General features: G+C 61.1%; 11 protein-coding genes. 5 read left to right on the top strand and 6 right to left on the bottom strand.

Translation table 11 applies throughout. The features are described from left to right. Nucleotides 1-410 precede the first annotated feature (410 nt). On the top strand, nucleotides 411-740 hold the full coding sequence (locus tag HU765_RS23175; protein WP_186552268.1) for a hypothetical protein: 330 nt from the start codon (nucleotides 411-413) through the stop codon (nucleotides 738-740). A gap of 65 nt (nucleotides 741-805) precedes the next feature. Here the strand turns inward: HU765_RS23175 and HU765_RS23170 are convergent, their stop codons facing one another. The 3 genes from HU765_RS23170 to HU765_RS23160 form a co-directional block, all read right to left on the bottom strand. Next, nucleotides 806-1,750, bottom strand: a complete 945-nt coding sequence (locus HU765_RS23170; RefSeq protein WP_186623238.1) for an alpha/beta fold hydrolase — start codon at nucleotides 1,748-1,750, stop codon at nucleotides 806-808. Nucleotides 1,751-1,863: 113 nt separating this feature from the next. Beyond that, nucleotides 1,864-2,862, bottom strand: a complete 999-nt coding sequence (locus HU765_RS23165; RefSeq protein ID WP_186623236.1) for an NAD(P)H-quinone oxidoreductase — start codon at nucleotides 2,860-2,862, stop codon at nucleotides 1,864-1,866. Nucleotides 2,863-2,922: 60 nt separating this feature from the next. Continuing rightward, entirely contained in the window at nucleotides 2,923-4,122 is a 1,200-nt protein-coding gene (locus tag HU765_RS23160) for a YbfB/YjiJ family MFS transporter (RefSeq protein WP_186623234.1), read from the bottom strand. A 111-nt stretch (nucleotides 4,123-4,233) separates the two neighbouring features. Between HU765_RS23160 and HU765_RS23155 the strand changes: the two genes are divergently transcribed. Beyond that, nucleotides 4,234-5,109: a LysR family transcriptional regulator gene (locus tag HU765_RS23155; protein ID WP_186623233.1), complete on the top strand. Its 876-nt coding sequence runs from the start codon at nucleotides 4,234-4,236 to the stop codon at nucleotides 5,107-5,109. Nucleotides 5,110-5,289: 180 nt separating this feature from the next. Further along, complete coding sequence (locus HU765_RS23150; RefSeq protein ID WP_238344756.1) at nucleotides 5,290-5,796, top strand: hypothetical protein; 507 nt, start codon at nucleotides 5,290-5,292, stop codon at nucleotides 5,794-5,796. 49 nt (nucleotides 5,797-5,845) lie between these two features. On the opposite strand, the gene HU765_RS23145 is transcribed toward HU765_RS23150, so the two are convergent. Beyond that, nucleotides 5,846-6,568 (bottom strand): pirin family protein, encoded by a 723-nt coding sequence (locus HU765_RS23145; protein ID WP_186623231.1) that lies wholly within the window; start codon nucleotides 6,566-6,568, stop codon nucleotides 5,846-5,848. 216 nt (nucleotides 6,569-6,784) lie between these two features. Here HU765_RS23145 and HU765_RS23140 point away from each other — a divergent pair, with 216 nt between their 5' ends. Both HU765_RS23140 and HU765_RS23135 read left to right on the top strand, forming a co-directional pair. Next, nucleotides 6,785-7,735, top strand: a complete 951-nt coding sequence (locus HU765_RS23140; protein WP_186552274.1) for a GlxA family transcriptional regulator — start codon at nucleotides 6,785-6,787, stop codon at nucleotides 7,733-7,735. A gap of 90 nt (nucleotides 7,736-7,825) precedes the next feature. Next, nucleotides 7,826-9,298, top strand: a complete 1,473-nt coding sequence (locus HU765_RS23135; protein WP_186623230.1) for a winged helix-turn-helix domain-containing protein — start codon at nucleotides 7,826-7,828, stop codon at nucleotides 9,296-9,298. Here HU765_RS23135 and HU765_RS23130 read toward each other — a convergent pair. Continuing rightward, complete coding sequence (locus tag HU765_RS23130; RefSeq protein ID WP_186623228.1) at nucleotides 9,263-12,157, bottom strand: winged helix-turn-helix domain-containing protein; 2,895 nt, start codon at nucleotides 12,155-12,157, stop codon at nucleotides 9,263-9,265. The two genes, HU765_RS23135 and HU765_RS23130, sit on opposite strands and share 36 nt — an antisense overlap. A 134-nt stretch (nucleotides 12,158-12,291) precedes the next feature. Then, nucleotides 12,292-12,723 carry an AraC family transcriptional regulator gene (locus HU765_RS23125; RefSeq protein WP_186552277.1) on the bottom strand — a complete coding sequence of 144 codons (432 nt, stop codon included), beginning with the start codon at nucleotides 12,721-12,723 and terminating at the stop codon, nucleotides 12,292-12,294. Nucleotides 12,724-12,926: the final 203 nt, after the last annotated feature.

Genomic DNA, 12,926 nt, shown 5'->3' with positions numbered 1-12,926 from the left:
ACCCAGCGCTTTCTCGAGCAAGCCCGCTCCCACATTGGCTATGCGCCACGCCGAAAATCCTGCCCCCATGCCCGGAACCTGTGGGAGCGAGCCTGTTCGCGAAGGCGGCGACACATTCAACAACCCTGTCGCCTGACCCAGCGCTTTCTCGAGCAAGCCCGCTCCCACATTGGCTATGCGCCACGCCGAAAATCCTGCCCCCATGCCCGGAACCTGTGGGAGCGAGCCTGCTCGCGAAGGCGGCGACATATTCAACAACCCTGTCGCCCGACCCAGCGCTTTCGCGAGCAAGCCCGCTCCCATGTTGATTAGCACCGCTTAGGCCGGTTTCCACAGGAGGCAAACTGCTGGCCCCCGCCGTTTCGCTTCCTCGGCAAAATCGCCTTTTTTCAGAAGGTTAGGTTGGCTATATGCGGACGATTGTCATCACCGTTGCGACGCTTTCCCTGGCTATTCTTGCCTCGGGAGTGCAGGCAAGAGAATTGAGCAAGAGTCATCGATTTGCCTGCACATGGGGTTCGGATATCGCCGCCGGTGCGCAGCGATCGAAGCTGTCCGGAGTCTCGCTGTACGGTGCGCGCAAGCAGTTGCAGGTGCGCAAGTTTCAGCAACCCTGGATGCGCATGACGGCGATGGGCATCACTGAACAGACGTACAACAGCAGCTCGAAACTCAAACCGGCAGCGGTGAAGCAGACCTATTACGAGCAATGCGTACGCCATGAGTTGGCCCAGCGTTAACGCGGGTTGGCACATTCAGTCTTTTTCGTGAACCAGAAGCGGGGTGCGAGTACGCCGATGCCCGGTCACGACTCGTTTGAGCTTTTCAGCCTCGCAGGCCCTGCGATGCGAGGTACCGGCTGGCTCTGCATCAGGGCGTCAAGCGCCTTGCGGTAATTCTGCCCGCCGAGCGCCATGCTGTTGTTGTGCGTGGCGCCCGACACCAACAACAGGCGTTTGGGGTGTTGTGCGGCGTTGAACAATTGTTCGCTGAAGCGCGAAGGCACAAACGCATCGGCCATGCCATGCACCACCAGCAATGGCATATGAATGTCGGCGATCTTGTCGATGGAATCGAATTTCTGCGACAGCAGCCAGCGCACGGGAAGTGAGGTGTTGGCGACGGCGGCGGCGACATCGGCCAGGGAAGTGAAGGTCGACTCGATGACCAGTCCGCGCACCGGCAAAGGCGTATGGCTGCGGACGGCGTTCTGCCCCAACTCTGCCGCCAGATCGATCGCCACCGCGCCGCCCAGGGAATGGCCGTAAATCAGGCGTTTGTTCGGGTCCGGCTGCAGCAGTTTGAAGCGTTCCCAGGCCACGCGAGCATCTTCGTAGACGCTGCTTTCCGACGGCAGATCGCCTTTGCTCTGGCCGAAGCCGCGATAGTCGATGGCCAATACCGAATAGCCCGCCGCACGCAGTTGTTCGATACGGAACAATTGCCCGGTGAGGTTCCAGCGTACGCCGTGCAGATAGAGGATCGCCGGGGCGTTCGCGCGTTCTGCCGGCCACCACCAGGCATGAATGTTCTGGCCGGCCTTGAAGCTCTTGGGTTGCAGATCGAGTTCCTGAACGCTGCCGGGCAAGCCGCGGTACCAGCCGGCGGTGCCTGGCTCAATGCGAAACAGCAGCTTGCGTTCGGTATGTTCCAGCACGGCACAACTCGTCGGCACGCCAATCACCAGCGCGGCCATGAAGGCGAACGTCAGGCGGCGACGTCTCAAATGAGTCATGAAGGACAGGAACATTAAACGTTTCACCACGGCGCAGACAAAGAACGCTTTTTACCAGATGCCTTGGTCTGCGCGTGATTATTTTCGACCACCGTACACGCGCAACGATTACAAGATGCTGCAATCAATCACGCCACTTGCAGCACGATCTTGCCGATATGGTCGCCGGCCTCCATGCGTGCATGGGCTTGAGCCGCTTCAACGAGAGGGTAAACCTTATCGATGATCGGCAGGCAGCGCCCGGCGGCCAGCACCGGCCAGACCTGCTCGCGCAGTTGGTCGGCGATCGCGGCTTTTTCAGCTGCGGTGCGGGCGCGCAGCAGCGAACCGGTGACCACGGCGCGTTTGCCAAGGATCGCCAGCAAATCAATGTCCTTGGCCCGAGCGCCGCCGAGGAACCCGAGCATCACCAGGCGTCCGTCCATCGCCAGCGCGCTGACGTTGCCGTTGAGGTAGGAGCCACCCATGATGTCGAGAATCACATTCACACCTTGATCCGCCGTTTTTGCAGCGATCACGGCGGCAAAATCTTCTTCGCGATAATTGATCGGCTGCCCTCCGAGCTGGCTGATCGCTGCACATTTGTCAGGGCTGCCGGCAGTGGCGAAGGCCTCAATGCCGAATTCGCGGCAGAGCATCAGTGCGGTCGTGCCGATGCCGCTGGTGCCGCCATGAATCAGCGCGCGCTGGCCACGGCTGGCACCGCCGAGGCCGAACAGATTGGCCCAGACGGTAAAGAAGGTTTCCGGAATGGCCGCCGCCTGTACCCAGTCCATCCCATCGGGGATCGCTAAGGTCTGGCCCGCCGGCACTGCGCAATATTCGGCATAGCCGCCGCCATTGGTCAGTGCGCAAACCCGGTCACCGACGGCAAAACCAGTGACATCGGCACCCAGCGCAACCACCTCGCCAGCCACCTCCAGGCCTGGAATCGGGTCCATGTCAGGCTTCATCGGGTAGAGGCCGGCGCGCTGCAAGGCATCCGGACGGTTGATGCCGGCGGCGTGTACGCGAATCAGTACCTGCCCTTGAGCCGCGACAGGCAGCGCCACACGCTTGGCTTGCAGAACTTCGGGACCGCCGGGTTGGGTGATTTCGATACGGCTCATTTCATTGGGCAGGGACATGTCGATTCCTCTGATTAAGGTCGTGTAGATGGGAGCGCAAGCACCACGTAATGATTCCGTTCAGTTCGCACCGCAGCGTGTTTCGATGGAAGAGGGCAGCCAGCGCAGTGCTTGCTCCAGCAGCAGGGCGACGACGATGGCGCCGCCGGCGATCACGAACAGCAACGCGTGATGGCCGCCGGTGGCATTGAACAGCGCCGAATAGGCGAACCCGGCGAGCGCCTGGAATGTCGCGAACGATACCGTGGCGCGACTCCACGCAATCTGCTGGCGGTGGTGGGTCGGCACCAGTTCGTGCACCCGGGCCAGGGCCAGGGGCACGATTCCCGGCGGGAACGAACCGAGGATTACGGCGAGCAACGCCAGCGCCAGAAAGGAATCGGCGATCGACAACAGACCGAGGGTAATCGCCTGCACCACCAGCACCACGCGGATACCGATGCGTGCGCCAAGCTGATCGGCGAGAAATCCGTAACTCACCGGCCCGACGATGGCGCCCAGACCGTACATCACCCAGACCATGGCGCCGACATGAGCACCCGCACCCAACCCGCGGGCGACGTAATCGACGAGGAACACCATGGCGGGCACCAGACCGGCGGCCATGAACGCGTATTGGCCAAACAGCAGATAAACCCCTGGCGGTGTCGGCTCAGTGGTCGAATCGGCGCTCGCCGCCATCGGGTGTGCGCTATCGGCAGGCCATCCGAACCAGCTCAATGCGGTCAGTAGCAGCGCCAAAGCACCCAGGCCCAGCCAGGTCGCCTGCAAACCCAGGCTCAGCAACGGCGGCACGATGGTTCCCGAACCGGCAATACCCAGGCCGATGCCGAGAAATATCGCACCACTGGCCAGACCTTTGCGTGACGCCGGCACATGGGGCAGCACGGTCGCGGCAACCAGCACCATGATTGCGCCGCCAGCGACGCCCGAAAGCAAGCGCCAGCCAAAAAACCAGCTTACCGACAACGGCCAGGCACAGGCGAAAAACGCCGCCGTAACGGCCAGCATCATCAGGCGCAGGGCATTGCGGTTACCCCAGCGCTGGGCCAGCGGCCGGCCGAGCAGGGCGCCAATCAGATAGCCGACCAGATTCGCCGCACCGAGATACACGACGTCGCCGGCAGAAAACCACTGGGCTTGAATCAGCGCAGGAATCAAGGGCGTATAGGCGAAGCGCGCCAGACCGATACTGACGAGGCTGGCGCAAAGTCCGGCAAAGATCGGCAGCCAGATGCCGGAGGTTGATGATGTACGCATGCTAGCGATCTCGTGGAAGGTTTATGGCGACCAGCATATCGACTATCGTTGCTGCGTTCGCGCAGCGATTAAGCGGCGCGTCGATGCAAAAGTGCATCATCTGGAGGCGCTATGAATTGGGATGACGCGCGGGTGTTTCTCGCGGTTTGCCGAGAATCGACATTGCGCGGAGCGGCGCGGGTTCTGGGCGTGGATCAGGCGACGGTGGGCCGGCGTATCACCGCGCTGGAGAAGTCCCTGAGCGCGACGTTGTTTCTGCGCACATCGGACGGCTACGCATTGACCGCCCTCGGTGAAGCGGCGCTCAAAAGCGTGCAGAAAATGGAGCATTCGGCGCTTGAGCTGGAACGCCAGATCCACGGCCTGGACGACCGCCTGACCGGTAACGTGCGGGTGAGTAGCACCGACTCGCTGGCGATTGACTTCCTGATTCCGGCGATCGCCCGTCTGCACGAGCTGCACCCGGATGTGCAGGTGCAGTTGGATGCCTCCACGCAGATTCTCAGCCTGGCCAAGCGCGAAGCGGACATTGCCGTGCGCAACACGCGACCGGATAACCCGGATCTTATCGCCCGACGGATTGCGCGTTGGCCTGTAGGACTTTTCGCTGCGCAGGCCTATGTCGACCGCCACGGCGAACCGCAACCGGGCACGGCGTTCGAGGGCCATGATCTGGTGGTCTATCAACCGTATCTGCAGAGCAAAAAAGATTTCACGCTGGTGTCCGAACCCTTTAACCGTGGGCGTATCGTCGCCAGCCTCAGTTCCAGTCTGCTGGTTCGCCGCTCGATTGCAGCCGGTTTGGGGATCGGTGAAATTCCGCTGTACATGGGCGAGCGCGACGGTCTGGTCAGGCTCTGGCCGGAGCTTACCCGACCGTTGCCGTATGAAGTGTGGCTGGTCACCCATGCGGATTTGCGCCATACGGCACGGGTTCGCGCGGTGATCGAACAGATCGTCGAGGCGTTTGCGCTGGAAAACCAATAGTCGATTCAGCGTTTTTTCGGGGCTACAACATCTGACGAAACGGCCTACGTACGAGGCAGAATGTGCCGGCTTGTCGGCCGTGACGTTGGATTCTATTGTGACTGCAGTTCGGTGAGGGCCTCGAACCCGCACTGAAATGATGAGCCAGGGAAGGTCTCGGTAGCCGCGAAAGGTGTCGAATTGGAAATCAGGGAAGTCAATCAATATGCAGTCAGGGGCATGTCGGGCACAGGTCGGGATAAGCAAACCATGGGCGCTATAAGTCGTGAAGAATTCGATGCGAAGATAGAAACCATCGAGACGAGGATGGATGGTCGTGTGGCAGAAATGCGCGCCGATATTCGCGGATTCCTGGCTGCTCAGGCGGAGCGGGACAAGGCCTACCTCGAACGAGAAAAGACTCAACAGGAACGAGACAAGCGCTACGACTTGATGTGGGCGGGGGTGCAGAAAATTGCCGATGACTCACGGGAAGCGATTAGACAAGCGTCGACCGTAAAGGCTAATTACTGGGCTGCCACCACTGTTCACTTTCTCGGCGTAGCCTCCTTGCTGGTTGGTGCGCATTTCGCTAACCAGGCGGCCGTTTTGACGACCATACAGACAACGCTGGCAGCGATTCAGATTGGCAAAGAGGTCGCGACACCCAAACCAGTCGAGCGGCCGTCGACGGTGCAACCGCAATAAAATACGGCCTTCAAAGGAAGGCCGTTTTTGCTGGCAACAAAACGTTGCCTCATGGCATTTCCGGCAATTCCTGAGGACGCAGGTCAAACACCAGCACTTCGGCGTCGACACCGTTGCTCAGGGCGAGCCGTTGTTCCTTACGAACCCGCACACCGTCGCCTTCCTGCAATAACTGGCCATTCAACTCTACGCTCCCGCGCGCCACATGAACGTAGGCGTAACGGTTGGCTGGCAGTTCCAGCGTGGCACTTTCCTTGCCATCGAATAACCCGGCATAGACCCGTGCATCCTGGCGAACTTTCAAGGAGCCATCGCCGCCATCCGGGGAGATGATCAACTGCAGGCGACCGCGTTTTTTCTGCGCGCTGAAATGCTCCTGCTGGTAACGCGGTTTGGCGCCGCTGACGTCCGGTACGATCCAGATTTGCAGAAAGTGCACCGGCTTGGTGGCCGAGTGGTTGAACTCGCTGTGCGCCACGCCGCTGCCGGCGCTCATCAACTGCACATCGCCGGGGCGGATCACCGAGCCGGTGCCGAGGGTGTCCTTGTGTTCCAGTGCACCTTCCAGCACGTAGGAAAAAATTTCCATGTCACGGTGCGGGTGTTGCCCAAAACCTTTGCCAGCGGCGACGCGGTCATCATTGATCACCAGCAGGTCGGAGAAACCCTGCTCACGCGGGTTGCGATAACTGGCGAAGGAAAAGGTGTGGAACGACTTCAACCAGCCATGATTGGCGAGACCACGGTCGGAGGCTTTGCGAAGAGTCAGCATGATGAAATCTCCTGGCGGGACGTGAATTCGTCCGAGTGAGGAGAAGGTTACTGTTTATCGAAATGCGCAATAAGTAGGTGAAAATTGAAAGACTGTCATGATCAGGTTGACAGTTTTGCGCTATGGTTCACGCATTCTTTTGCACTGATCACGCCACTGTTGGCCATAATGGCGCGTTTGCAGCCTGCGTATTGACCTTCGAATGTGATGCCTCCCATGAAAACTGTGGCAATGGTGCTGTTCCCTGATTTCCTCATGCTCGACATGGCCGGGCCGCTGGAAGTGTTTTCGGTTGCCAATCGTTACCTCAAGCCAGAATGGCATTATCAACTGACCACCCTTGGCACCGAGCGCGGGCCGTTACGAGCGTCCAACGGGGTGCAGGTGCAAGCCGACCTGCACATCGACGACGCCGCGGCACGTTATGACCTGCTGCTCGTTCCGGGCGGGCCCGGTGCCTACAACCAAAGATTTCCGCCTTTGTTCGCCTGGCTGAAAGGCGCCGTGCCGCGCGCCGAACGGTTTGGTTCAATCTGTACCGGCGCCTTTATCCTCGGTCATGCCGGATTGATTGACGGTTATCGGGTGACTACCCACTGGAATTACACTGAGCGATTGATCAAGGCTTTTCCGCAAGCCACGGTGGCCACCGATCAGATCTACGTCGAGGACCGCAACCTGATTACCTCGGGCGGCGTCACTGCCGGGATTGATCTGGCGCTGGCCGTGGTCGCCCGCGATCATGGCAAGAAAATCGCCCAGGACGTGGCCAAAGTCTTGTTGGTGGTGATGAAACGCCAAGGCGGGCAGGCACAGTTCAGCCCCTTGATGGCCGCCGTTTCACCGCAGGAAACCGCGATCACGCGAGTGCAGAACTACGTCCTGGAGCATCTGGACGAAGCCTTCACGGTCGAGCGCATGGCAGGGCTGGCGAACATGAGCGCACGGCACTTTGCCCGCCTGTTTATCCGCGACATCAACATGACACCGATGGCGTTTCTGCAGAACGCGCGGGTCGACTGCGCGCGCAACCTGCTGGAAACCAGTGACCTGCCGCTGAAAACCGTGGCCTATAAAAGTGGTTTCGGCAGTGTTCGACACATGCGCTCACTATTTGCCGAAAAGCTGGGTCTGACCCCGGCACAGTATCGGGAACAGTTCAGCTAGAGCGGTTGTGTCCGTCTGGCGCAGTGGGATGTCCGTGCTGCGCCCGGCGTGGTGGTTGTAGCGTCATCGGAGCATGCCAAGATGACTGCCATGAATACTCACAACGATTTGAACCCGGCGCCGGTGCTGCGTTTTGGCCCGTATACCTTTCATGTGCGCCAGCGCCTGATTCTTCAGGGCGACCGGCCATTGCGCATGGGCGGGCGTGCGCTGGATATTTTGCAGGTGCTGGTCGAGCGTGCGGGGCAGGTGGTCAGCAAAGAGCAACTGATCGCGCGGGTGTGGCCAACCTCGGTGGTCGAAGAGATCAACCTGCGGGTGCACATCGCAGCGCTGCGGCGTGCACTGGGCGACGGCGGTAATGGTCAGCGTTACATCGCCAACGTCCCGCAACGCGGTTACAGCTTTATCGCCCCGGTGACGTCGGACGAAGGTGAAGCGCCGCTGGCACCTGTCGCCGCGCTAACGCATCAACACAATCTGCCGGCACGACTGACGCCAGTCAGCGGGCGCGACGCACTGATCGGTAGTCTGGTTCGTCAGATGCCTGTGTGCCGGTTGATGACGATTACCGGTGCGCCGGGTGTCGGAAAAACTGCCGTGGCATTGCGCGTAGCGGAATTGCTGCTGCAGTACTTTCGCGATGGCGTGTGGTGGGTCGACCTTGCCGATCTCGAGGAGCGCGCGCCGCTGCTCGACCACCTGCTGCACAGGCTCGCGACTGACCTTTGCACTCTGAACGGTCGCCACGCCTTGCTGGTGCTGGATAACTGCGACCACGTTCGCGGTGGCTGTGCGGCGCTGGTCGAAACCCTCCTGCAAGCTGCGCCTCGTCTGGCCATCCTGACCACCAGCCGGGAAGCCTTGGGCGTTGAATCAGAGACTGTTCATTGCGTGCCGCTGCTGGCGATTCCCAAGTGCTCGACACTGGAAACCGTTGAAGAAGCCATGGGCTATCCGGCGGTGCAGTTGTTCGTCAGCCGTGCGCGGGCGCGGCAACATGGCTTCAGTTTGCGTAAACAGGATTTGCCCGGCGTACGCGAGATCTGCCGTCAACTTGACGGCCTGCCACTGGCGATCGAACTTGCGGCGTCGCAGATCGACGCGCTGGGCTTGATTGGCTTACAGGCACAGGTTGAAAACGGTCTGCAGTTGCTTGGCCAAGGCCGGCGCACCGCGGTGCCGCGCCATCAATCGATGGCTGCTGCCATCGATTGGAGCTATCAGTATCTGACCGCAATGGAACAGCGTGTGCTCCTGCGTCTCTCAGTGTTCAACACGGGCTTTACGCTGGAAGCCGCACTGAGTGTGATCAGTTGCGCGGACCTGGCCGGCTCCAGGCTGACCGCGATAATCGAAGGCCTGGCGCGCAAATCGTTGCTTATTCAGCAACCCATCCGTGCGACGGTGCGCTATTGGATGCTCAATACCGTGCGCCGCTACGCTCGTGATCAGCTTGAGTGCAGCGACGAGAAGCTCGATCTGCAGCAGCGCCATGCGCGCTATCTCAGCCGTAGGCGCAGCGCTTCAGGCCGGGCGCTCGTCGTGGAGGCTGTCGAGTAGCAGGCGCACCTTGCGTAAGTCCGCAGTGGCATAGCCTTCGGTGAAGCGCTGATAAATCGGGGTTAATAAATCGAGTGCCTCGCGATGGCGGGACTGGCGTTGCCATAAGTGAGCGAGGTCTGTGGCACTGCGTAACTCCCACGCCAGTGCGCCCTGGATTTTGGCCACGCTCAGAGCGTGTTGCAGGGTTTGTTCGGCTTCCCGGGTTTGGGCGGTGTCTGTCAGGGATTCTTCGCGAGCAGGCTCGCTCCCACAGACGGAATCTGCGCCCGACATAAAACCCTTGTGGGAGCGAGCCTGCTCGCGAAGGGGTCTTTCGGAGGCCTTTATTAGTGCAACCGCCCGAGCCCGCAGTATCTCCGCCGAACTCCATCCCGCATCGCCGTTGCGCGCCCGTTCCACCAGTGCGTCATCGACAAAACGCTCATCCAGCGTAACCATGACTTCCCGGATCAAACCGCTGCTTTGCGCTGACACAGGCGTGGCGTTATCAGGGTCGATCACCTGCGCGTAATGCCGGCCCCAATTGTTGAACAACAGCACCGAATGCTTCTGCGACTGTTCCAGCAACAACTGCAACAGGGCCCGGGCGTTCTGCCGGTCACCGTTGTAATGCGCAATCAAACAGCTGGCCAACGCCAGGGTGTAGCAAATCGAGGTGCCATGGTTGATTTGCACGGCAATGTCCAGCGCCTGCCGTGCGGTGCGCCACGCTTGCTCGGGCAAACCTTGCAGCCACAACACCCGCGCGAGCACCGTCAACGAGGCGACGCTCTGGTCGTACTGCACGCCAAAGCCGTGGGTGAAGCGATTGAGGTGGCCGCTGTGCGCCATGCGCTGCAGCACTTGCTCGGCATGCACACGAGCCTGGGGCTGGTCGCCGGCATAATGCAGGGCCAGCACGCGCAAGCGATGTGTGCTCAGTGATAGCAGCGGTTCGCCGTGCACGCCAATGCGGTCGAATTGCTCGCTTTGCGCCAATGCCGCGCGGTAGTGCCCGCAACTCAGATTGACCGCCATGTGCCCTGACACTGCACGCAGCTGCCCAGCGAGATCGCCGTGTGTCTCGGCCAACTGGCAGGCGTCGACGAAGGCCTCGATGGTTTGTGGTGTGCCGCCCCAAGTGTGGTAGCTGGCGCTGCCGAGCGCCAGTTTCAACCCGATTTGCAGGCGAGGGCAGGGCTCTGCTGTTTCCTCGAGCAGACTCAGCGCCCGGCGGACATAACGGCTGTAATCGCGCAGCAATGACAACTCCTGCCACAACGGTGCCGAAGCGGCTGCCAGTTGAATGCCCAGCTCATCCGGCCCCGGTCCGTTGAGGCTCCAGTCCAGCGCCGCGCGTAAATCCTCCAGGCCCCGGGCATAGCGCTCCATCCACAACACGGTCGGGGTGTTGTCCCAATCCGCTTGCGCCTGCTGCATCAAGGTCAGGCAGCGTTCGGCGTGACGCTGGCGGGTTGCGCTGAGCTCGTCGGCCTGTTCGAGTTTTTCCAGGGCGTAATGGCGCGTGGTGTCGAGCAAGCGATAGAAAACATCTTCGTCGCCCACTTCTACGCCAAGCAGAGATTTGGCCACCAACTGCGTGACAGCCGTGAACACGGCGCCGGGATCGATCTGTTGGCCAATCACCACCGCGGCTGCAGAGGCGAGGGTGAAGCTGCCGCGGAAAATTCCCAGTCGGCGCAAACAGGTTTGCTCGCAGGGGTTGAGCAGGTTGAAACTCCAGTCCATCGTGGCGCGCAAGGTCAAGTGGCGTTCGGCGCTACTGTGTTGTCCGGCCGACAGCGGCGGCAAACCTTCGCGCAACTGCTTGAGCAGGCCGTCCATGCCCAGTTCGCTGACCTGCGCGGCGGCAAGTTCCAGGGCCAGCGGAATACCGTCCAGGCGCTGGCAGATCTCGATCGCTTGCGGCAGTTCGGCGTGGCTCAGTTGAAAGCTTTCCCGGGCTGCCGTCGCTCGTTCGACAAACAATTGCAGCGCTGCAAAGCCCAGCGCCTGGGCCGGATCCATCGGGGTCAGCAAGGATGGGCAATCGAGCGATTCCAGGCGCTGCACGAACTCGCCCTCAGCGCGCAGACTCTCACGGCTGGTCGCGAGGAGATGCACCTTGGGCGCGCCGCGCAGAATCTCCTCGCTGAGCGACGCGACCGCATCGATCAGGTGCTCGCAGTTGTCGATTACCAGCAACATTTGCCGTTCCCGCAGGCCATTGACCAGACAAGCTTGCGCATCGCCGTCAGGCGCGGACAGATCGAGCAGCGTCGCCAGATGCGAGCCGATCAGCCCGGGATCGGCGATGGGCGCCAAATCCACCAGGCGGATGCCGTCGCGATAATGCCCGAGCAATTGTTCCGCCACACGCAGGGCCACCGTGGTTTTGCCGATCCCGCCGGGGCCGACCAGGGTGATGCAGCGTTGGCGCGGCAACTGCGCAATCAAGTGATCGACCACGGCTTGGCGGCCGATCATCCGCGTACGCCGCAGCGGCAGGTTGTGTCTGGCGACGGCAACCGCAGGCTTTTGCTCGATGTTGTCGAGCACAATCGGGGCGACAAAGCTGTAGCCGCGCTGCGCCACGGTGACGATGTAGCGCTGCCCGTTCTGCCCGTCGCCGAGGGCCTTGCGCAGCGCCGCCATGTGCACGCGCAGGTTGATGTCTTCGACCACACTGTCGGGCCAGACCCCGGCCATCAATTGCTGTTTGCTGACCACTTCGCCGGCATGCGCCAGCAAAATCAGGAGGATGTCCATCGCCCGCCGTCCCAGGCGCAAAGGCTGTTGGCCTTCAAGCAGCAATCGTTGCCCGGGATGTATCCGATAGGGGCCAAAAGCGATGGCCTGATTCGGGGGAAAACTCAACAGCGCGCTCCTGCGGTGATGCGACGGACAGGTCGAACCAGTGCCTGGCGCAAGCGCAGGCCGTCTGATCCGGGGTGTCCGGGCATAATCCTCAGGTTTGAGCATCAGTGCAACGGGTGGCGTAACGGCAGCAGTCAAAACACCGCAGGCTGCGCAGCGTTGCTTTTCAGCTTGCCCATGACCCGACAGCGCCAGGCAAACGGATTGATGCCTTCGCTGCGGGTGAACATGTGGCAGAAATGCGCCTGATCGCAGAAGCCGCACTCCAGGCTGATCTGGGTCAGGCTCAGGTCGGTGTGCTGGATCAACAGCTTGGCCCGCGCCAGGCGCTGGGTGCGAATCCAGTCCTGTGGCGAGAGGCCGGTGCTGCACTTGAACGCGCGGGAGAAATGGCTGCGTGACAGTGAGCAGGCGCGGGCCAGCTCCGCCACTTCCAGGCTCTCGCCCAGGCGATCGAGGATCAGTTGTTTGACGTGGCGTTCGCGCTGCGGACTGAGTCCGCCACTCGCACTTTTATGCGGTTCGCAGGCAGGGGCGAGGGCGACGGTTTGCTGCAAATAAGCCATGGCCAAGGTCCGTGTCGGTGGGGAAGGCACGGTCAGCGCATTCCCTCAGGTCAAAAAAGCAACGCTGCGCAGAGGGCTTCATTGTTGGGCGAGGGCGTAAGGCTGACGAGTTAATCGTTGTTAATTCCATCGCCGAGGCCTGAACTCAGCACATCCCTGCAAGTCTGCGCCCGCCGAGTTGCGGCACGATCACAGCGAGGGTG

This window comes from Pseudomonas sp. SWRI81 (genome assembly GCF_014268545.1).
Classification (GTDB): domain Bacteria; phylum Pseudomonadota; class Gammaproteobacteria; order Pseudomonadales; family Pseudomonadaceae; genus Aquipseudomonas; species Aquipseudomonas hamedanensis.
This window is presented reverse-complemented; position numbering and strand designations above follow the sequence as displayed.